The organism is Bradyrhizobium erythrophlei (genome assembly GCF_042430365.1).
In the GTDB taxonomy this organism is placed as follows: Bacteria; Pseudomonadota; Alphaproteobacteria; order Rhizobiales; family Xanthobacteraceae; genus Bradyrhizobium; species Bradyrhizobium erythrophlei.
Map to the genome: position 1 here is coordinate 1 of NZ_JBHMET010000126.1, position 18,760 is coordinate 18,760.

Here is an 18,760-nt window from a genome sequence, read left to right on the forward strand (position 1 = left end):
TTCTCGCCGCCTTAACCACCGCGGCCAGCCGGCGGCCCGTTACACCATCTATGCCCCGTTCGCGACCGAGGTCTTGCGACGGTGCAGCACGTCGCTTAGGGCGATATCCGGACTCGCGCCCTCCTTCCAGCGCTCAAGATCTGCCGCAGGTTGTCGACTCGCTACCTCGCGCCGGGGCGACGGGGAAAGAGTCGCGCGCATTCTATGTCGAAAACGGCGTTCGGCTGGCGCCGCGCTTCGTCCCCCGCGAGCTCGCGTTTGATCCCGGAGAGGTAGAACATTTCAAGAGGCCCCTTGTTCTTCACCTCGATGCTGCCGCGCGGCTCAAAGTCGAAGAGCGTGCAGGTGCGATGATAGACCGTCTCCGAGACGTTGATGCGCGCCGCCGCGCCGGCGCCTTCCATGCGGGCTGCGACATTAACCGCATCACCCCAAATGTCGTAGGTGAAGCGGCGCTGGCCGACGACGCCGGCGATCACCGCCCCGCTGTGGATGCCGATGCGGATGTCCCAGCGCGGAAGGCGAAAGCGGTCGCGACGCCGATTGGCCGCGTCCATCTCGCCTTGCATCTCGAGCGCCGCCAGGCAAGCGTCGACGGGATGCGAGCGGCGAGGCTCGGGCACGCCGCCCACGCACATATACGCGTCGCCGATCGTCTTCAGCATCTCGAGCCCGTGGCGCCGCGCGATCTGGTCCAGCATGGAGAAGAATTCGTTGAGCTGTTCGACGAGCGCCTTGGGCTCAGTGCGCTCAGCATGGCGCGTGAACGCTTCGAAATCGGCGAACAGGATGCTGGCGGAATCGAAAAAACGGGGTGCGACCCGTTGGTTTTCCTTCAGCTCTTGCGCCACGGAATCCGGCAACATGCACCGCAACAACCGCTCCGACTTCTCGCGTTCCGCAGCGGCCTCTTGGCGCGCCCGCTCGAGCTCGAAAAGAGTGCGCCGCAGCTCGAGTAGCGTCACCGCATGGCGCGCGAGCGTCCTTAGCGCGTCGCGTTGCTCGAAGGTGAGCGGCTCGCGCGTCTTGAAGTCGAGGATACAGAGGCTGCCGAGGTGATAGCCGTCGCTATTGACCAGCGGCATCCCCGCGTAAAACCGCACATGCGGGTCGTGCTCGACGACAGGGAGATGAGCAAAGCGCTCATCCGCCGCGCAATCCGGCACTTCGAGGATGTCTGAGCCAATCGCCGCGGTCGAGCACATGAAGAGCTCACGCGGGAGCGGCTCGCCGCTGTAGGGGATGCCGTAGCGCGACTTCGAGTAGAGCGAGGCGTCATCCAAGATGTTGATGAGTCCGGCAGGACAGCCACAGGTCTGCGCCGCGACTTGGGCGAGGTCGTCGTAATCCGGCTCCGGCGCGGTGCCGATGATCTGGTAGCTGCGAACGGCGGCAACGCGCGCCGCTTCTTCCTCAAAAGCGCTATTCGCCATCCGATGTTGTCCTCTCGGCTGCACAGGGTCGATGGCGATGAAAGCGTAACATGGCACCATCATTGCCGCCACCAGACGTTCTTTCTCCTGCGGAGACCAACGTCGCCGCTGACCGACGTGATCACTTCCACTGGAAAAAGGCGCCAAACGACCGGCCGATGTCCGCTTTGCCCCGATAGCGCTGGTGCTCGGAACCTTGCACCTGGCCATTCACCTGGAGGACGTAGCGACCTCCTGGTGACCAGCAACTATTGAAGCGACAAGGAATGGTGGTCGACGATCAGCCAACGCTCGCCGGATAATGATTTCTAGAGATCCCCGCGTCCCAAGATTTTCTTGCCCGCCGCGGCCTGGGACATCGCATCCCTGCAAGGATCGCTCACCTCCGCCATGTGCGACTTTATGCAGGCTCTGATACCACCGGTGCCCGGCACGATACCGGCACACAGGTTCGTAACATCGGTCTTGCACACTTTCCCGGTCACCGCCACCGTGAGCAAGCGGTCCTCGCAGCTCGGCGACAGGGCGGTCAAATGCGATTTTATGCAGGCCTTGATCCGGCCTTCGCCGGGCTGAATGCCGGCGCACAGTGTCTTAATATCGCCGGCGCAGGGATTGCCCGCCTGCTGTGCCGCGGCGACAGAACCTGACAGCACCAGTGCTGCCAATATAACAAGCCCGGATAGCATTCCGGCTATTTTAGATCCCTCTGTGAGATTCAAAAGGGCGCATTGGGGGTAGTATTCCGAAGGCCGGCCGCGCCGCGAGAACGACGCCGTCTGGGCGATTCCCGTCGTTTGACCGTGCGGCGGGCACTTCCGGTCTCCCCTGACAAGCGGCCAACCTCCGAACCGATGGCAGGTCTCATGTCCGCGTCTGACGAGCGCAGCCAAGATCCGCGGCTCAGCACGGGTGACGCGGCAAATGATGGCTCACCCGCCCCATGCCACTGATTTGCCCGACGGGGCAAGTGCCCACGCTAAAAATATTTCTGTTTTCAAGAAACGAAAATCAGTCTATGAATCCGCCCGTCTCACCCGATTGAGGGCGCTTCGCGATCGTCACGAGTGTTGGGTTGAGATGCGGTGGACGCGGAGCACGCAACTGACGAGTGCGCATGACGCGGACGGCGAAGTCGTGTGGTCCTGACGCCCCAGTGGCTGGTGTCTCATCAGCAAAGGCTAACGCTTCTTGCAGATGACGGTGGCAAAAAAGCCCGGTCTCGCCGGGGAGAGCACGAAGGAAACCGTAAAACCATCGCGCAGGGAAAGCCGGGATGTTTCCGGTTTCACCTGTGGTCCTACCCCTGTGCTTTTTGTTGCACAGGGCCCATGGGTGCAATCGGCACCCGGCTTTCCCTGCGCCCTCTGTTCTCCAAGAGGGCGAACGAAACGCAAAGCTCGGACGATTCACGTCGCGAGAATGCGGACGTGCATCCTCATCGCTGTTTGACAGTTGAATCAGATCATCCCGCTCGTCATTGCGAGCGAAGCGAAGCAATCCATCCCTCCGCATATGCTGGACGATGGATTGCTTCGTCGCTTTGCTCCTCGCAATGACGTGGAGGGAGTGAGGGCCCCTACAGCCCCGTATACCCGGCCTTCACATGATCCGTGCTGCCGTCGAGCTGACGCAGATAGGTCAGCCCGCAGACCGTCAGCCGGTGCGTGTCCTTCTCGCCCGCCTCGAACAGCGTTCGCACATACTCCGTCACCTTCGCCCTCGCATCGTCGCTTGCGGCGGTCGTGCGATTGAGCAGCAGATCATAGGTCTGCATGATCCGGTCGATGGCGGCTTCCATGGGATTCTCCGATTGCATTTACGCGATCAGCGTCTCGGCCTCGAATTGGGCGATCGCCTTGTTGGCGAGACGGATCCGGTTGGTGTCGCCGCGCTGAAACAGCTTCACGATGATCCCGAGCAGGCGCTCGTTGGTCGCGAAGCTGTCGGGAATGGCGCCGGATCTGCGCAGGTAATTCGAGGCGATGGCATAGGCATCGCCAACCACCTCGATATTTACCACCTGGATTTCACGCTCGATCAGCACGACGGGGCTCTCCGTAACCGACGGATAAGCCCCAGGGCGCAGGTTGGTTCCCACGCTGTAAGGTTTATTTCGCAGTGCAAAAACGAAGCAGCGGCCGGGCACGGCCGATGCGCTTTCTGGAGGTGGCTGCCGGTCTTCTTCAACCGCCGGCTTGGCCGCTAGGCAACAGGGTGGCTTCTTAGAGGCGATACAGGATCTGGTCGGTCCAGAACCGCTCGAGGCGATGCAGCGACTTGTTCAGGCTCGCGAACTCCTCGTTCGAGATGCCGCCGACCTGCTCGACCGTCTTGACGTGCTTCTGGTAGAGCGCGTCGACGATGCGGCGGACTTCCTGGCCCTGAGCGGTCAGACGGATGCGGACCGAGCGGCGATCAACGCGCGAGCGCTGATGATCGAGGAAGCCGAGCTCGACGAGCTTCTTCAGATTGTAGGAGACGTTGGAGCCGAGATAGTAGCCGCGGGTGCGCAGCTCGCCGGCGGTCAGCTCCTTGTCGCCGATATTGTAAAGCAGAAGCGCCTGGACCGAGTTGATGTCGGCGCGGCCGCGGCGATCGAACTCGTCCTTGATGACGTCGAGGAGCCGGCGGTGCAGCCGCTCCACCAAAGTCAGTGCTTCGAGATAGAGCGGCTGCACAGGCGACTGGCTGGCAGCGCGATCAGCGGTTTCCACCGCCGTTGTCGCAACGGCTTTCATCATGACACTTCCCCTGTTGTCGTTTTTTCGACTTATGCGACGAAACTTGTGTCCCGCCTGATAGGTCCAACGTAAGGGGGCCGTTTGAAGATCAGCTTAAATAAGAGAATAAAGAGATCATGAATTTAAGACAGTGAATCGCGGATTAAGCCCGTGGATCAAGGACTTTTCGCAACTTTTCATTGACGGTGCGAAGCCGTTTGTTCACGCTTCGTCTGCCTCCCCTGTCGCATTCGGAAACAGCATCGTTTGAATTCGAAACGACCGCGTAAGAGGTGTGATGGAACCCTTTACGGTCACCGAACGGTTACCCGAAAATTCTCTGAAAAATTTATCGGAGCGCGCGTGCGCCACATCGCTCGCGAGGGATCACGCAACTCCTACGGCGGCCGTTCGCGCGCCGCCATCCAGGCGAGCGCAAGATAGGCAGCGAGCATCACGGCCTCGAACGCGACCACGGTCAGGCTGCCGCCATAGATGCCCGGAAACATCAGTTCGATGACCGCCATCGACACCACGGTCGTGAGCCACACCACCGCGCCCCACGGCGTTGCGAGCCACAGCCCGACGGCGGCGACGAGTTCGATCACCGCGAAATAGATCGTGGCGGTTTGCCAGGCCATCGACTGGTTCTCGAATGCCTCCTCCTCGCCGCCGACGAAGCCGGTCACCTGGGCCCAGTGGTAGAGGCCCTTGGCGATCGAGACGACCGCCATGATGCGCAGGAAGATGACGAGCCGCCGCGTCCACGCATTCTCGTCCGGCTCGATACGATCCGACGAGATCGCCCCGACCGAAATGGCACTGTCCCGCGCCTGATCACGCGCAGAGGTGTCAGACATGAGAATCGCCGCGCAGAGGCTGCCGTTGAGGGTTCATGGCCGCAGTCTTGGCCCGCCGGAAGGGTAAAATCAATTGCCGTTGCGGCAAATCAGGCGCGCCGAGGGCACAATGACGGCGGCCCCTGAAAAGTGCTAGAATTGGAACTATATCAGGTCCAGACCAGCCGACTGTCGGGGAGACACAATATGGCGATCAAATTCGGGCGCCCGATCGAAATGCGCGACGCGCCGCGGCGCCAGACCACCCTCGCCCCGCCGTCGCTCGACCTCGTGGTCCGGCCGCGCCGCAACCGCAAGTCGGAATGGGCGCGCCGCCTGGTGCGCGAGAACGTGCTGACGACTGACGATTTGATCTGGCCGATGTTCGTGGTCGATGGCCACAACACCCGCACCCCGGTCGCATCGATGCCTGGCGTCGAGCGGCTGACCGTCGACCAGATCGTTCGCGACGCCGAGCGCGCGGCCAAGCTCAACATCCCCTGCATCGCGCTGTTCCCATTCACCGAACCGTCCCTGCGCGACGAAGCGGGCTCTGAAGCGCTCAATCCCGAAAATCTGGTCTGCCAGTCGGTGCGCGCGATCAAGAAGGAGTTTCCCGACATCGGCGTGCTCTGCGACGTCGCGCTCGATCCCTTCACCAGCCACGGCCATGACGGGCTGCTCGCCGACGGCAAGATCCTCAACGACGAGACGGTCGCGGTGCTGGTGAAGCAGGCGCTCACGCAGGCCGAAGCCGGCTGCGACGTGATCGCGCCGTCGGACATGATGGACGGCCGGGTCGGCGCGATCCGCGAGGCGCTGGACGACAGCGGCTTCGTCGACGTGCAGATCATGGCCTATGCGGCGAAATACGCCTCCGCCTTCTACGGCCCGTTCCGCGACGCGATCGGCTCGGCCAAGACGCTGACCGGCGACAAGCGCACCTACCAGATGGACAGCGCCAATTCCGACGAGGCGCTGCGCGAGGTCGAGCTCGACATCGCCGAAGGCGCCGACATGGTGATGGTGAAGCCCGGCATGCCCTATCTCGACATCGTGCGCCGCGTGAAGGACACGTTCGCGATGCCGACCTTCGTCTACCAGGTGTCGGGCGAATACGCGATGATCGCCGGTGCCGCAGCCAATGGCTGGATCGACGGCGAGCGCGCCATCATGGAGAGCCTGATCGGCTTCAAGCGCGCCGGCGCCGACGGCATCCTGACCTATTTCGCGCCGATCGCCGCCGAGAAGATCAAGGCGCAATCGTAAGCCTATGCGCGGCGTGCGGCGTGCGGCCTGCGCCGTCGGACGCGGCCCGCACAGCGGACGGAGCGCCTCGCGCTGCTCCTGCGACAGCACGGTCAGCGGATAGACCGGTTCACCGGTCCCGCGCTTGAAGAAGGGATGCGGCCAGGCCTTTCCGCGCAGGCGCCAGCCCAGCACCTTGCCGATGGCGTGCAGCATCAGCGACAGGTGAAACCCTGTCGACCCTTTCGGCGGCTCGCCGATCGCGTATTTGCCGAGGATCGCGCCGATCGGCTTGCCGAACGCCTCGTCCGCGCACGGCGCGCCGCCGTCAAACGCCTGCACTGCGATCCCGACGAAGGGAACGGCCGGCGTCAGCGTATTGCCGACCGGCGTGTTGCAGCAGGTCGTGTGCCATCGATACAGGCCCTTCGGCGTCAGCCGCACGCCGGCGATCTTGTCGTGGCCCTGCACGAAACTGAGCGTGTCAGGCGCGACCTGGACGATGTCGGTGCCGCCATTGGCATCGAGCCAATCGGCGCGGCCGATCTGATGCGCAAAGGCCTGGCAGTCGTCGCAATAGCAGACGACGCGATTGACCGTCCGCGGCGACGGGTTGGTGACGACGCCGCGAACCTCTCCGCAGCGGCAGCGCAACTCGATTCGTGTGCCCATGTGTCCCCCGCTTTCACTCAACCTCCAGCATACACCGGCGCTGATGGTTCCGGCCGCGGAATCGCCGGAATATTTCGGCTTGTTAATGTTCGTGCGGGCTTGCAGCCGCGTGGCTGGTTCCCATGTCCTGCGCGTGACATTCTTCGGAGGTTGGTCATGTCTTACAGCGGCTCGGGCTCCAATGGCGGCGGCACCTGGCGCAATGACGGCGGCGTTCCGCCCCACGCATTCGATCCCTGGGAACAGCCGGAGCTGTTCCGCGGCGTGCTGACGCGGCGCGTGTTTGCGTTCCTGATCGACCTCGTGGTGCTGTCGGTCCCGGTGATCCTGGCGGTGCTGTTCATCGCCGTGTTCGGCGTCGTCACCCTTGGCCTCGGCTGGGCGCTGTTCTGGCTGGTGTCGCCGGCCTCGATCATCTGGGCGATCGTCTATTACGGCTCCTCGATCGGCGGCCCGCATTCGGCGACGATCGGCATGCGCGTGATGGATCTCGAGCTCCGCACCTGGTACGGCGCGCCGGGCTATTTCGTGCTCGGCGCCACCCACGCCGTGCTGTTCTGGGCAACCGTGTCGTTCCTGTCGCCGCTGGTCCTGCTGGTCGGCCTGTTCAATGGCCGGCGGAGGCTGCTGCACGACATCATCCTCGGAACCGTCATGATCAACCGGTCGGTCCGGACCCAGGTGGCGCCGGCGGCGCGGGCCTATTAGGCCCGCCTAAACCAATTGACCGTTAACCTTCGGGAGGCGATGCTAGATTGGCTGCCTTGTTGAATTTGGAGCCTGACGACCTGACGTGACCCAGCACTCGCGTGATACTCCGCAGTTCTATCTGACCGCGCCTTCGCCCTGCCCCTATCTGCCGGGCCGGCACGAGCGCAAGGTGTTCACGCATCTGGTCGGCGACAAAGCCGGCGATCTCAACGACTTATTGACCCATGGCGGCTTCCGCCGCAGCCAGTCGATCGCCTACCGCCCGGCCTGCGACCAGTGCCGGGCCTGCGTCTCGGTCCGGGTGATTGCCAACGAATTCCGCCACACCCGCAACTTCCGCAAGGTGCTCGCCCGCAACGCCGACATCATCGGCGAGCAGCGCAGCGCGGTGCCGACCTCGGAGCAATATTCGATCTTCCGCGCCTATCTCGACCGCCGCCACCGTCACGGCGGCATGGCCGACATGACGGTACTCGACTACGCGATGATGGTGGAAGACAGCCACGTCGAGACCCGCATCATCGAATACCGCAAGCGCAATGCCGACAGCGGCATCACCGGCCGCGGCGACGAATTGCTGGCGGTGGCGCTGACCGACGTGCTCAGCGACGGGCTGTCGATGGTCTACTCATTCTTCGAGCCGTCGCAGGAAAGCCGCTCGCTCGGCACCTTCATGATCCTCGACCACATCGCCCGCGCCCGCCGGCAGGGGCTGCCTTACGTCTATCTCGGCTACTGGATCGAGGGCTCCAAGAAGATGGACTACAAGGGCCGCTTCCTGCCACAGCAGCGGCTCGCGCCGAGCGGCTGGCTGCGCGTCGATGCGACCGGCGAACAGCTGGCGGAGCCGCAGGACTGAGCGGTCGCCCTAGCCGAAGAAGGTATCGGCGAGCAGCTTCAGGTTCAGGATTACGATCACGCCGGCGATGATCCACGCCGCCGCGGCGACGGTCGCCGGAATCGCGAACGGGCCCATCTTGCGTTTGTCGGAGACGAACCGCACCAGTGGGATCACCGCGAACGGCAGTTGCATCGACAGCACGACCTGGCTGAATACCAACAGTTGCGCCGTGCCGCTGTCGCCATAGAGCGCGGTGACGGCGATGACGGGGACGATCGCGATGCCCCGCGTGACGAGCCGCTGCGCCCAGTCCGGCAGCCGCAGGTCGAGGAAGCCCTGCATCACGATCTGGCCGGCCAGCGTCGCCGTCACCGTCGAGTTGAGGCCGGAGGCCAGCAGCGCCACCGCAAACAGCGTCGAGGCGATGCCGAGCCCGAGCAGCGGCGACAACAGCTCGAACGCCTGGTCGATCTCGGCGACGTCGGAATGGCCGCTCTTGTGGAAGGTCGCCGCCGCAACGACGAGGATCGCGGCGTTGATGAACAGCGCCAGCATCAGCGCGATGGTGGAATCCGTCGTCGCCCATTTGATCGCGTCGCGCCGCCCCTCCTCGGTGCGCGGATAGGCGCGCGTCTGCACGATCGAGGAGTGCAGATAAAGATTATGCGGCATCACGGTCGCGCCGATGATACCGATCGCGATGTAGAGCATCTCCGGATTGGTGATGATCGTGCGCGACGGCAGGAAGCCGCCGATCACGGCAGCGACCGGCGGTGCGGCAGCCGCGATCTGCACGACGAAGCAGACGGCGATCACGATCAAGAGCGCGATCACGAAGGCTTCGAGGAAGCGGAAGCCGCGGTTCATCAAAAGCAGCAGCAGGAAGGCATCGAGGGCGGCGAGCAGCGCACCGCCGATCAGGGGGATGCCGAACAGGAGCTTCAGTGCGATCGCGGTGCCGATCACCTCGGCCAGGTCGCAGGCGATGATCGCGGCCTCGCAAGCAAGCCACAGCAGCAAGTTGACGGGACGCGAATAGGTGGCGCGGCAGGCCTGCGCGAGGTCGCGGTCGGTGGCGATGCCAAGCCGCGCGGCGAGCGCCTGCAGCACGATCGCCATCACATTCGAGAGCAGGATGACCGAGAGCAGCGTGTAGCCAAACTTCGAGCCACCGGCGAGGTCGGTGGCCCAATTGCCGGGGTCCATATAGCCGACCGAGACCAGGTAGCCCGGTCCGGCGAAGGCCAGGAGCCGGCGCCACCACAGGCCACCCGTGGGCACCTCGACGGTCGCGTTCACCTCCGGCAGGCTCCGCGGGTGGCCGGCATCGCCCCGCCAGCCGGCGCTATCCGGCACAGATTTGGGCAGCGAAACGGCCGACAGGTCAGGCGTGCGAGCGTCCATCCGGCGAGGATGGCCGAACTCGCCCCTTAATGCAACTCATTTGCAACTGCATCTAGGCTCACGAAAATGATACCAGCGGCACTCCTTGTAAAGCACTAGGGAAGTACTTTACGTTTGAGACATGATCAAGCCGCCCGTCGAGACGCCGACCGCAACGTTGCGCTACGCCCTCGTCCCCGATCCCTCCGCCATCGAGGCGATCGAGGCGACGTTCGCGGCCTACGACCGGATGATGGCGATCCTCGCCGAGGTCGCGCCAAGCGGCGCCAATCTCGTTTCGCTCCATGCCCAGGCCTACGAAACCATCCGGAAGGAGACCGGCCTGCCCGCCCGGCTGGTGACGCTCGGACTGCGCGACCGCGCCAACTATGTCGCAGGTGCAGCCGTCCGTCGGATACCGCTCGACGACAAGTTGTTTGCAATCAAGGGCCCAACTTCACTGACCATTAGCACTGTCAGCGGACGCGTCTTGGTGCCGTTCGAAGTGCCGGGATATGCGTCGGGCTGGGAAAGCCCCTTCCCGGCGCACTTGGTCTCGGATGGACGCGGCTACGAAATCCACATCGCCGTCAAATCCAAATCAGCACAACCGGAGGAGATGACCATGCTTCACGAAGGCATCCTTGCACGCATGGGCCGGCTTCTTGCCGCCATTGCGAGCCAGACCATCGACAACGCCGAGAACAACAACAAGGTGGCGCTGGTCAAGCAGGCGATCCGCGAGATCGACGCCGGCGCCGACGAGGCGCGCTACGCGCTCGGCAAATCGCGCGCCGAAGAGTTTCGCCTCAAGAAGCGGCGCGAAGAACTCGATGCGGAGACGGTGAGTCTCACGGAAAAGATTCGTCTCGCAATTGCGGAAAATCGCGAGGATCTCGCCCGCGCCGGCGTCGCACGGCAAATTGATCTGGAATCCCAGGTGATCGCGCTGGAACGCGCGATGGACTTCATCGAGCTGGAAATCGACGAGCAGACCAAGGCTTTGCAGGCGATGCTTGGTGCGCGCCGCGAGGCGGAAGCCCAACTGGCCGATCTCGAGCAAAGCATGATGTCGCAGGCCCAGCAGGAAACCGGCCGGGGACCATCGCCGACCAATACATTGAGTGCTGAGCGTGCCATGGCGGCGATCGCGCGGGTAACCGGCGTTCCCGCCTCGAGCATGCTCGGCGAAAAGGAGCTCGACGAACTCGATCGCCTGCACCGCGAAAAGGAAATCGCAGCGCGGCTTGAAAGGATCAAGTCACAAAAATGAGTGCAGTTGGCGAACTTCTGCTCGCCCCGGACGTGCGGCCCTTTGCGGTCGCGGCAGCGATCATGGTGACCCTGGGCGGCATCGAGCTGCTGAGCACCATGATCGGACTTTCGATCAGCGAACTCATCGGCAAGGATTTCGCGGTCGAGGCCGAGAGCCCCAGTGCTCTCAGCGGCCTGTTTCTCTGGATCAACGCCGGGCGGCTTCCCCTCCTGATCCTGATCATCCTGGTGCTTGGCATCTTCTCGATTTCCGGATTCCTCCTACAAGGCCTCGCGCATATCGTCGGCACCGCGATTCCGGTGTCGATCGTCGCCGTGGCTGCAGCGGCAGGCAGCATTCCCATGATCAGGAACGCGAGCCGCGGCCTCGCGCGCGTCATTCCGCGCGACGAAAGCTATGCGGTAAGCGAGGACGACTTCGTCGGCAAGGTCGCGACCGTCACGGTTGGCCCGCTCGACCAGGGCCTGCCCGGCCGCGTCCGTCTCAAGGATGTCTTCGGCAACTGGCACACTGTGTCGGCGCGTGCCGGACAGGATTCTACCGCGTTGCCGGTCGGCGCCAGCGTGTTGCTGGTCGACCGCGACGCCAAAAGCTTTATCGCGATTGCTGCTCCCGCCGACCTCATTGACCAACAACAATCTTCCAACAGGGCATAACACATGTGGGAACTTGCTGTACCCGTCGCCATTGGCGTCGTTACGATCCTCGTCATCGGCCTATTGTTCGCAAAACTGTACAAGCGCTCGACGCGCGATGAGGCCTATGTGCGCACCGGCCTCGGCGGCCAGAAGGTCGTGCTCGACGGCGGCTCGATGGTGCTGCCGATCTTCCATTCGACCGCCGCGGTGAACCTGAAGACGCTACGGCTCGAGGTCGCGCGCGGCGGCCCGGATTCGCTGATCACCAAGGACCGCATGCGCGTCGATATCGGCGCCGAGTTTTATCTCCGCGTCAAGCCCGACTCCTCCTCGATCGCGCTCGCCGCCCAAACGCTCGGCAACCGCACGAATGATGCGGCCGAGCTGCGCGAGCTGGTCGAGGCGAAGTTCGTCGACGGCCTCCGCTCGGTCGCCGCGACCATGAACCTCGAAGAGTTGCAAGAGCAACGCGCGACCTTCGTCAAGGCGGTGCAGGACGCGGTCGGCGCCGACATCCAGAACAACGGTCTCGAGCTTGAATCGGTGTCGCTGACAAGGCTCGACCAGAGCGACATCAAGCATTTCAACCCGAGTAACTTCTTCGACGCCCACGGCCTCACCACGCTGACCCAAATCACAAAACAGCGCGAGCAGGAGCGCAACCAGATCGTCCGCACCACCGAGGTCAACATCGCGCAGCAGGACCTGGTGGCACGCCAGACGACACTGCAGATCGAAAGCACCAAGCGCGAGGCGGAGCTTGCGCAGCAGCGCGACATCGCCAACAAAACCGCCGCGATGCGCGCGCAGACGGCGCAGGTCGAACAGACCGCGTTGCAGAACGAAGCCGAATATCGCATCCAGCAGGAGCTCGCGGTCGCCAACAAGCAGACCGAGGCGAACCAGGCTCGCGACACTCGGAAGATCGAAGCGGATCTCGCGGTGAAGCGCCGCACCACCGAAATGGAGCGGGATCTCCAGATCGTGGCGCAGGAGGCCGCGATCGTCGTCGCCAACAAGAACAAGGAGCAGTCGGAGGCGCAGACCATCGCCGAGACCGCACGCGCAGTCGCGATCGCGGCCGAGGAAAAGGTCACCACCGCCCGCGCCACCGAGGTTGCAGAGCGCGACAAGATCATCAACGTGATCGCCGCGCGCAAGGTCGCCGAAACCAACGCGATGCCGATCACGGTGATGGCCGAGGCTGAACGCCAAGCCGCCGCCAACAAGGCGGAAGCCACCAACGTACTGGCCAAGGCCGATGCGGCCGCTGCCACCACCCGCGCCGCCGGCGTCAAGGCACTCGGCCAGGCCGAGGCTGAAGTCGCGACCATGAAGGCGGAAGCGCGCAACAAGCTCAGCGCAGAAATGATCGCCTACGACCTCAACCTCGCCCGCATCAACGTTATCCCGAGCGCGCTCGCCGAAGCGGTCAAGCCGATCGAGAAGATTTCCGACATCCGAATCTTCGACACCGGCAGCATGCTTGGCCGCGGTGGCGGCAACGGTCATGCCAATGGCAATGGCGGCCTCGGGCTCGGCGACGGTCTCGCCGCGCAGCTCTTATCGGTTTCGGCGTTCAAGCCGATGATCGACAAGATCCTCTCCGAAGCGGGTTTCCCGGCCGGACCGGATGCGCTGACCAGCCTGACCGGTGCGCTTGCGCAACGGAGGGCAGAGGCTGCCGCCGAGGCCCCCGCAATCGCCAATGAAATCCAACCTGCGGCGATCGTCGGCACAATCACAGGCCAGCTCGCCGCGGGTCCCAAACCGCAGTGATGATCTAAGCGAGCTCTGGCATTCTCACATCGGAACGGCCCGCCGAACCCCTCGGCGGGCCTTTTGCTTGGCGTTGTCGGGAAACGGGTGGGTTCGCGCGTCTTCCAACCACACACTATGGCCAGATCGAAATTCACAGGAATCTGCCATGTCCGCCGATACGCCTCGCCTCCCCGCAACCTTCAACCGCCTGGCTTGGTCCAACCTCGCCGCGCAATCCGCCGAGCAGATCGCGCTCGCGGCCGCCCCCATCGTGGCCGTGCTGCTGCTCGGCGTCGGCGAGGGCCAGACCGGCCTGCTGCAGACCGCCCTGACGCTGCCCTTCATCCTGTTCGCGATTCCCGCCGGCCTGCTTGCCGACCGCGTGTCGCGGCGTTGGGTGATGGCGGGTTCGGAGGCGCTGCGGGCGGCCGCGCTTGCGGCGATCCTGCTGTTGATCTGGCTCGGCCTGATGACCCTGCCGCTGCTCGCCTTGCTCGGCTTCATCGCCGTCTGCGGCACGGTCGCCTATAGCGTCGCAGCACCTGCGCTGGTGCCGTCACTAGTGACATCCCAGCAATTGCCGGCGGCGAATGCGCGGATCGAGCTGGCACGCACCGTGGCGTTCGCCAGCGGGCCGGCGCTCGGCGGCGTGCTCGTCGGCTGGGTCGGCGCGGCGCCTGCGTTCGGCTTCGCCGCGGCGCTCTCGGCGATTGCCGTGGTTCTGCTCGCCGGCATCTACGAGCCGGCGCGGCCGCCCGCACCGCAGCGTCACCCGCTGCAGGACATCAAGGAAGGCGCCGCCTTCGTGATGCATCACGCGCTGCTGCGGCCGGTCTTCATCACCCAGTTCATCTTCAACACCGCCTCCTTCCTGCTGCTCGCGGTGTTCGTGCCCTATGCCGTGCGCCATCTCGGGCTGTCAGCGACCGGCGTCGGCACGACCTTGGCGATGTACGGCGTCGGCATGGTGGTCGGCGCGCTGCTTGCGACCCGCGTGATGCGGCGGCTCGCCTTCGGCACCGTGATCGGGCTCGGCCCGGTGACCGGCTTCGTCGCCGCCGCCGTGATGGCGCTGACGACCTGGATCCCGACGCCGCTGCTCGCAGGGCTCAGCTTCTTCCTGCTCGGCGTCGGCCCGATCCTGTGGGTGATCTCGACGACCACACTGCGGCAGTCGGTGACACCGCCCTCGCTGCTCGGCCGCGTCTCGGCGATCAACATCATGAGCTATGGCGCCCGCCCGCTCGGCTCCGCACTCGGCGCCATCGTCGGCGGCCTCTATGGCGCCGAAGCCTGCCTCTACCTCGCTGCCGCGATCTTCGCCGTCCAGGCGCTGGTGATCCTGATGTCGCCTGCGGTCTCGCTGACGCGGCAGCCCGACATGGTGGGCGAGCCAGCGCGGTGCTAGATCAGCCAGCCAGATACCGCTCGTATTTGCCGCCGACGATCTCATCGGCGGCAATGTCCGGATCGAGCGTGTAAAGCTCCTGCGCGCGACTGATGCCGCGCAGGGCGAAGCGGCCGGTCGACACCAGATAGTTGCGTCCGGCGGCGTCGAGTTCGGCGCGGAACGCGGTCGACGTCAGCAGTTCGCGGTCGACCGAGCGGCACATCGAGGCGATGCGGCTGACCTCGTTGACAGCAGGCCCGACCACGGTGAAGTCGAGCCGATCGTCGCTTCCGATATTTCCGTAAAAAACCTCGCCGACATGCAGGCCGACATGGGCCGACGTCACCGGCCTGCCCTCCGCCGCGCGGCGAGCGTTGAGCATCGTCATGTTGCGCCGGAAGCGGTGCTCGGCGCGGAGCGCTGCGCGTTTCGCCCTCGCCATGTTCTCATGGGTAAACATCGCCAACACGCCGTCGCCGATCAGCTTCAGCACCTCGCCGCCGGCGTCATGGATCGCGTCGATCGAGGCCTGCGCATAGTCGTTGAGGAACGGGATGATCTCGTCCGGCCCGATGCTTTCGCTGATCGCGGTCGAGCCGCGCAGGTCCGAGAACCACAGCACCGCATTGATGCGCTCGGTGACGCCGCGAGCAATCCGGCCGCCCAGCACCCGCTCGGCGGCGTCGCGCCCGAGATAGACCCGGCCCAGCGTCCTTGTGATATCCGCCTGCGCCGCGGATTTGATCGCAAGCCCCAGCACCGGCACGAGGTCGCGCAGCGCCTCCAGCCCCTGCGCGCCAAAGCCATCATCGCGCCGGGTCGTCCAGTAGGAATAGACGCAATCCATCAGCCCCATGGTGCCGGCCTCGCCGAACTGGTGCACATAGGCCACCAGATGCTTGTGACCTTTCTCGGCGAGGTCCCCCATGAATTTGAAATTGTAGCCGCCGCCGGCGAAGTCGACCGGCAGCTCCCGATGGCCGTTTTCGAGCATGTGATAGAAGATCGAATTCCGCCACGCGTCCGCGGCTTCGCCCTCATTGGTCGAGCCATATTCGAATACGTCGCTCTCGTTGGTCTCGGCGTCGTTCCAGCGAAAGCCGCGCCCCTCGAAAATCGGATGCAGCGTATCGATGAAGACCATCCCGCGCGACAGGTGGAGGCCTTCGGCCCGGCAGCGCTCGCAGAAGCCGCGCAACAGGTCATTCTCGGGCAGGCCCGTGAGACCCTGGTTGACCAGCCAGTTCATCAGGCGCAGGCGGGGCGTGAGTTCCATACTTGGATTATGCCGGGCAATTCCCGCAGGAGGAAGCCTGCTCGCCGCATGCCCGGCACGAGCTTGACGACGGTTCTGTGACGGATGCAAATGCATGCTCAACAACGCAAGACCGGCGTGTGACTGCCGGCAGAGGATCAACGCGGCGACATGAGTGCCCGGCAGCTCCCGATCATCCTGGCGCTCGGCGCCACACAGACGCTGGCCTGGGCGTCGAGCTATTACCTTCCCGCGATCCTCGCCGATCCGATCGCCCGCGATCTCGGCGTCTCCTCGAACTGGATCTTCGCCGCCTTCTCCGCCGCCCTGGTGATCTCGGCGCTGCTCGGCCCGGGGATCGGACGGCAGATTGATCTGGTCGGCGGCCGCTCGGTGCTGTCGACCTCCAATCTGACGATCGCCGGCGGCCTCGTGCTGCTCGGATTTGCAACGTCGATCCCGGTGTTGGCCGCGGCTTGGCTGCTGCTCGGCATTGGCATGGGCTACGGCCTGTATGACGCCGCCTTCGGTGCGCTCGGCCGCATCTATGGCGAGGCGGCGCGCGGTCCGATCACCGGCATCACCCTGATCGCGGGCTTTGCCTCGACCGTCGGCTGGCCGCTGACCGCGCTCGGGCTCGCCCATATCGGCTGGCGCGACACCTGCTTTGCCTGGGCCGCGGCCCATATCCTGATCGGCCTGCCGATCAACTGGCTGATGCTGCCGCCGGTCGCAGGCGCGAAGGCGGCGGTCGCGAACGCGGTCAAGCCGCACATCCCGATCGACCGCCCGATGATCCTGATGGCATTCACCTTCGCGACCGCGTGGACCGTTACCGGTGCCATGGCGGCGCATTTTCCGCGCACCCTGGAGGCGGCCGGCGCCACGCCGGTCACGGCGATCGCCGCAGGCGCGCTGATCGGCCCGGCGCAGGTCGGAGCCCGCATCGTCGAGGCCGCGCTGCTCAGCCGCTATCACCCGCTGCTGTCGACCCGGCTGGCCTGCCTTACCCATCCGATCGGAGCCGCGATCGTCGGCCTGTGGGGCGGCGGCGCGGCAAGCGTGTTTGCGGTGTTCCACGGCGCCGGCAACGGCGTCTTGACGATTTCGCGCGGCACCCTGCCGCTCGCGATCTTCGGTCCGCGGAACTATGCCTACCGGCTCGGCATCATCGGCGCCCCGGCGCGGATGGCGCAGGCAGCTGCCCCGCTCGCCTTCGGACTTTTGATCGACGAGATCGGCAGCCGCGTCTTGATCGTGTCGTCCGTGCTCAGCCTTGCCGCCTTCGTCGCGCTGCTCCTGCTTGATGGCAAGCGCGCGAGCGAATAGTCGCCGATTTCGTCTTTCCTCCGCGCCTGCTTTGGCGCACAACGACGCCATGGACAACGACCCCGGCCCGCAAGGCCCGATCCCACGCTTCCTGCAATGGGCGATCAAGCCGCCGCAGTCCTATGCGGTCTATCTGATCTGCCTGATCCTGGTCTTCACCCTGTCGTTCTACGCGGGCACGCAGAAGCCGAAGCACAGCCCCGCGCCGCCGTCCGCAACGACGCCGTCGGCGCCCCGCAGCTGATCCGGCTCCTTAGCGCTCGGACGTCGCGACCCAGATTCCGGCAAACACCGCGACGAGCCCGACGACAAGATTGGGCGTGATCGGTTCGCCGACGAGCTGGGTCGCGAGCAACCCCGCGGCGATCGGATTGACCGTCATGGTGTTGGCGACGCGGGTCGGTGATGCCCGCTCCAGCGCCAGCACCCAGAGGATGAAGGCCAGCGCGCCGCCGGCGACGCCGAGATAGAGTCCCGCGATCCACTGCGCGGTGTTGAAATCGCGGAGTGTCGCGACGCTGCCGCTCAACGCGCCGACGACCACAAGCGCCAGAGCCCCCGTGCCCATGCCGACGGTGAGGAAGCCGAGCGCGCTCGAGCGGCGGATGAACGGCCGCGACCAGACATTGTAGAAAGCCATGCACAGCACGGCCGCCATCATGATCAGCTCGCCGCGCCACGCGCCCGGCGGCGCCGCTGATAATCCGGAGGCAAGCGCCGCGCCGACCCCGAGCACCGCAATCACGACGCCGATCGATTTGCGCAGCGAGAGCGGTTCGATGCCGAGCAGCGCGCCGACCACCATGGTCGAGAGTGGCAGCGTCGCCGTGCCAGGCTTGCGCGCGCCGCGGTCGTATAGGAGATCGCGATGTTGTAGAGCACGAAGAACACGCCGAAGAACGCAAGGCCGAGCGCGGCGACCGCCGGCCAGTCCTCGCGCTGCGGCCACTTTGCGCGCAGCAGGATCGCCGCAGGCAGCACGCAGAGAAAGCCGATGGCCCAGCGCAGGATCGCGAGCGTGATCGGATCGGTATTGCCGGCGAGATAGCGCGTGATCGCCGCCGCGGTGCCGCCGAGGCTGCTCGAGATCAATGCGATCGCAACGCCGAACCACTCGGTCACGACTGCCTCCCTGCGTCGCCATGCGCGCGGACAGGCCCTCCTGATGCGCGAGGCCGATCGAAGACTTCCGCGTCACTGCCACCGCTCGCAAGATCGGCGACTGCAAAACATTGTGGAGCGCGCGATCGTCGGCGCACAT

General features: G+C 64.8%; 17 protein-coding genes and 2 pseudogenes. 9 read left to right on the plus strand and 10 right to left on the minus strand.

What is annotated here, in order from left to right:
- Nucleotides 1-161: 161 nt before the first annotated feature.
- The 6 genes from ACFFWD_RS19155 to ACFFWD_RS19180 all read right to left on the minus strand — a co-directional run bounded on the left by ACFFWD_RS19155 (nucleotide 162) and on the right by ACFFWD_RS19180 (nucleotide 5,016).
- Nucleotides 162-1,433, minus strand: coding sequence for an adenylate/guanylate cyclase domain-containing protein (locus tag ACFFWD_RS19155; RefSeq protein ID WP_376967909.1), 1,272 nt, complete (start codon nucleotides 1,431-1,433; stop codon nucleotides 162-164).
- A 308-nt stretch (nucleotides 1,434-1,741) separates the two neighbouring features.
- Nucleotides 1,742-2,101 carry a hypothetical protein gene (locus tag ACFFWD_RS19160; RefSeq protein WP_376967912.1) on the minus strand — a complete coding sequence of 120 codons (360 nt, stop codon included), beginning with the start codon at nucleotides 2,099-2,101 and terminating at the stop codon, nucleotides 1,742-1,744.
- Between the two features lie 911 nt (nucleotides 2,102-3,012).
- A complete protein-coding gene (locus ACFFWD_RS19165) occupies nucleotides 3,013-3,234 on the minus strand; it encodes a hypothetical protein (RefSeq protein WP_376967914.1) in 222 nt (73 codons plus the stop codon).
- Nucleotides 3,235-3,252: 18 nt separating this feature from the next.
- The gene (locus ACFFWD_RS19170) at nucleotides 3,253-3,480 is read right to left on the minus strand and encodes a hypothetical protein (RefSeq protein WP_376967917.1); all 228 of its coding nucleotides are present in this window, start codon (nucleotides 3,478-3,480) and stop codon (nucleotides 3,253-3,255) included.
- 178 nt (nucleotides 3,481-3,658) lie between these two features.
- A complete protein-coding gene (gene ldtR / locus ACFFWD_RS19175; protein ID WP_376967919.1) occupies nucleotides 3,659-4,177 on the minus strand; it encodes a transcriptional regulator LdtR in 519 nt (172 codons plus the stop codon).
- A gap of 377 nt (nucleotides 4,178-4,554) precedes the next feature.
- Nucleotides 4,555-5,016, minus strand: a complete 462-nt coding sequence (locus tag ACFFWD_RS19180; RefSeq protein ID WP_376967922.1) for a DUF6163 family protein — start codon at nucleotides 5,014-5,016, stop codon at nucleotides 4,555-4,557.
- A gap of 186 nt (nucleotides 5,017-5,202) precedes the next feature.
- Here ACFFWD_RS19180 and hemB point away from each other — a divergent pair, with 186 nt between their 5' ends.
- On the plus strand, nucleotides 5,203-6,264 hold the full coding sequence (hemB, locus tag ACFFWD_RS19185; protein WP_376967925.1) for a porphobilinogen synthase: 1,062 nt from the start codon (nucleotides 5,203-5,205) through the stop codon (nucleotides 6,262-6,264).
- A 174-nt stretch (nucleotides 6,265-6,438) separates the two neighbouring features.
- On the opposite strand, the pseudogene ACFFWD_RS19190 reads toward hemB, so the two are convergent.
- Nucleotides 6,439-6,915: pseudogene (locus ACFFWD_RS19190) on the minus strand (DUF6151 family protein); the annotation flags it as partial.
- Nucleotides 6,916-7,071: 156 nt separating this feature from the next.
- On the opposite strand from ACFFWD_RS19190, the gene ACFFWD_RS19195 reads away from it, so the two are divergent.
- Together ACFFWD_RS19195 and ACFFWD_RS19200 are read left to right on the plus strand one after the other, a co-directional pair.
- Nucleotides 7,072-7,623 (plus strand): RDD family protein, encoded by a 552-nt coding sequence (locus tag ACFFWD_RS19195; protein WP_376967927.1) that lies wholly within the window; start codon nucleotides 7,072-7,074, stop codon nucleotides 7,621-7,623.
- A gap of 85 nt (nucleotides 7,624-7,708) precedes the next feature.
- Complete coding sequence (locus ACFFWD_RS19200) at nucleotides 7,709-8,485, plus strand: arginyltransferase (protein WP_376967930.1); 777 nt, start codon at nucleotides 7,709-7,711, stop codon at nucleotides 8,483-8,485.
- Nucleotides 8,486-8,494: 9 nt separating this feature from the next.
- Here the strand turns inward: ACFFWD_RS19200 and ACFFWD_RS19205 are convergent, their stop codons facing one another.
- Nucleotides 8,495-9,871, minus strand: a complete 1,377-nt coding sequence (locus ACFFWD_RS19205; RefSeq protein ID WP_376967932.1) for an Nramp family divalent metal transporter — start codon at nucleotides 9,869-9,871, stop codon at nucleotides 8,495-8,497.
- 121 nt (nucleotides 9,872-9,992) lie between these two features.
- Here ACFFWD_RS19205 and ACFFWD_RS19210 point away from each other — a divergent pair, with 121 nt between their 5' ends.
- The 4 genes from ACFFWD_RS19210 (at nucleotide 9,993) to ACFFWD_RS19225 (ending at nucleotide 14,933) form a co-directional block, all read left to right on the plus strand.
- Nucleotides 9,993-11,123 carry a PspA/IM30 family protein gene (locus tag ACFFWD_RS19210; protein WP_376967934.1) on the plus strand — a complete coding sequence of 377 codons (1,131 nt, stop codon included), beginning with the start codon at nucleotides 9,993-9,995 and terminating at the stop codon, nucleotides 11,121-11,123.
- A complete protein-coding gene (locus ACFFWD_RS19215) occupies nucleotides 11,120-11,782 on the plus strand; it encodes an OB-fold-containig protein (RefSeq protein ID WP_376967936.1) in 663 nt (220 codons plus the stop codon). Before ACFFWD_RS19210 ends, ACFFWD_RS19215 begins: the two co-directional genes overlap by 4 nt.
- Nucleotides 11,783-11,785: 3 nt before the next feature.
- Nucleotides 11,786-13,543, plus strand: coding sequence for a flotillin family protein (locus tag ACFFWD_RS19220; RefSeq protein ID WP_376967938.1), 1,758 nt, complete (start codon nucleotides 11,786-11,788; stop codon nucleotides 13,541-13,543).
- 148 nt (nucleotides 13,544-13,691) lie between these two features.
- Nucleotides 13,692-14,933, plus strand: coding sequence for an MFS transporter (locus ACFFWD_RS19225; RefSeq protein ID WP_376967941.1), 1,242 nt, complete (start codon nucleotides 13,692-13,694; stop codon nucleotides 14,931-14,933).
- A gap of 1 nt (nucleotide 14,934) precedes the next feature.
- On the opposite strand, the gene ACFFWD_RS19230 is transcribed toward ACFFWD_RS19225, so the two are convergent.
- On the minus strand, nucleotides 14,935-16,191 hold the full coding sequence (locus ACFFWD_RS19230; RefSeq protein WP_376967944.1) for an adenylate/guanylate cyclase domain-containing protein: 1,257 nt from the start codon (nucleotides 16,189-16,191) through the stop codon (nucleotides 14,935-14,937).
- 150 nt (nucleotides 16,192-16,341) lie between these two features.
- Here ACFFWD_RS19230 and ACFFWD_RS19235 point away from each other — a divergent pair, with 150 nt between their 5' ends.
- Together ACFFWD_RS19235 and ACFFWD_RS19240 are read left to right on the plus strand one after the other, a co-directional pair.
- Nucleotides 16,342-17,499, plus strand: coding sequence for an MFS transporter (locus ACFFWD_RS19235; protein ID WP_376967946.1), 1,158 nt, complete (start codon nucleotides 16,342-16,344; stop codon nucleotides 17,497-17,499).
- A 49-nt stretch (nucleotides 17,500-17,548) separates the two neighbouring features.
- Nucleotides 17,549-17,743, plus strand: coding sequence for a hypothetical protein (locus ACFFWD_RS19240; RefSeq protein WP_376967948.1), 195 nt, complete (start codon nucleotides 17,549-17,551; stop codon nucleotides 17,741-17,743).
- Nucleotides 17,744-17,752: 9 nt separating this feature from the next.
- Here the strand turns inward: ACFFWD_RS19240 and ACFFWD_RS19245 are convergent.
- Nucleotides 17,753-18,621: pseudogene (locus ACFFWD_RS19245) on the minus strand (DMT family transporter).
- Between the last annotated feature and the right edge of the window lie 139 nt (nucleotides 18,622-18,760).

What these genes read in the sequence shown, in the direction of transcription:
- ACFFWD_RS19205 (WP_376967932.1), bottom strand. Translation starts at nt 9,871, where the DNA reads ATGGACGCTCGCACGCCTGACCTGTCGGCCGTTTCGCTGCCCAAATCT.
- ACFFWD_RS19215 (WP_376967936.1), top strand. Translation starts at nt 11,120, where the DNA reads ATGAGTGCAGTTGGCGAACTTCTGCTCGCCCCGGACGTGCGGCCCTTT.
- hemB (WP_376967925.1), top strand. Translation starts at nt 5,203, where the DNA reads ATGGCGATCAAATTCGGGCGCCCGATCGAAATGCGCGACGCGCCGCGG.
- ACFFWD_RS19180 (WP_376967922.1), bottom strand. Translation starts at nt 5,016, where the DNA reads ATGTCTGACACCTCTGCGCGTGATCAGGCGCGGGACAGTGCCATTTCG.
- ACFFWD_RS19225 (WP_376967941.1), top strand. Translation starts at nt 13,692, where the DNA reads ATGTCCGCCGATACGCCTCGCCTCCCCGCAACCTTCAACCGCCTGGCT.
- ACFFWD_RS19235 (WP_376967946.1), top strand. Translation starts at nt 16,342, where the DNA reads ATGAGTGCCCGGCAGCTCCCGATCATCCTGGCGCTCGGCGCCACACAG.
- ACFFWD_RS19155 (WP_376967909.1), bottom strand. Translation starts at nt 1,433, where the DNA reads ATGGCGAATAGCGCTTTTGAGGAAGAAGCGGCGCGCGTTGCCGCCGTT.
- ACFFWD_RS19220 (WP_376967938.1), top strand. Translation starts at nt 11,786, where the DNA reads ATGTGGGAACTTGCTGTACCCGTCGCCATTGGCGTCGTTACGATCCTC.
- ldtR (WP_376967919.1), bottom strand. Translation starts at nt 4,177, where the DNA reads ATGATGAAAGCCGTTGCGACAACGGCGGTGGAAACCGCTGATCGCGCT.
- ACFFWD_RS19240 (WP_376967948.1), top strand. Translation starts at nt 17,549, where the DNA reads ATGGACAACGACCCCGGCCCGCAAGGCCCGATCCCACGCTTCCTGCAA.
- ACFFWD_RS19195 (WP_376967927.1), top strand. Translation starts at nt 7,072, where the DNA reads ATGTCTTACAGCGGCTCGGGCTCCAATGGCGGCGGCACCTGGCGCAAT.
- ACFFWD_RS19230 (WP_376967944.1), bottom strand. Translation starts at nt 16,191, where the DNA reads ATGGAACTCACGCCCCGCCTGCGCCTGATGAACTGGCTGGTCAACCAG.
- ACFFWD_RS19210 (WP_376967934.1), top strand. Translation starts at nt 9,993, where the DNA reads ATGATCAAGCCGCCCGTCGAGACGCCGACCGCAACGTTGCGCTACGCC.
- ACFFWD_RS19165 (WP_376967914.1), bottom strand. Translation starts at nt 3,234, where the DNA reads ATGGAAGCCGCCATCGACCGGATCATGCAGACCTATGATCTGCTGCTC.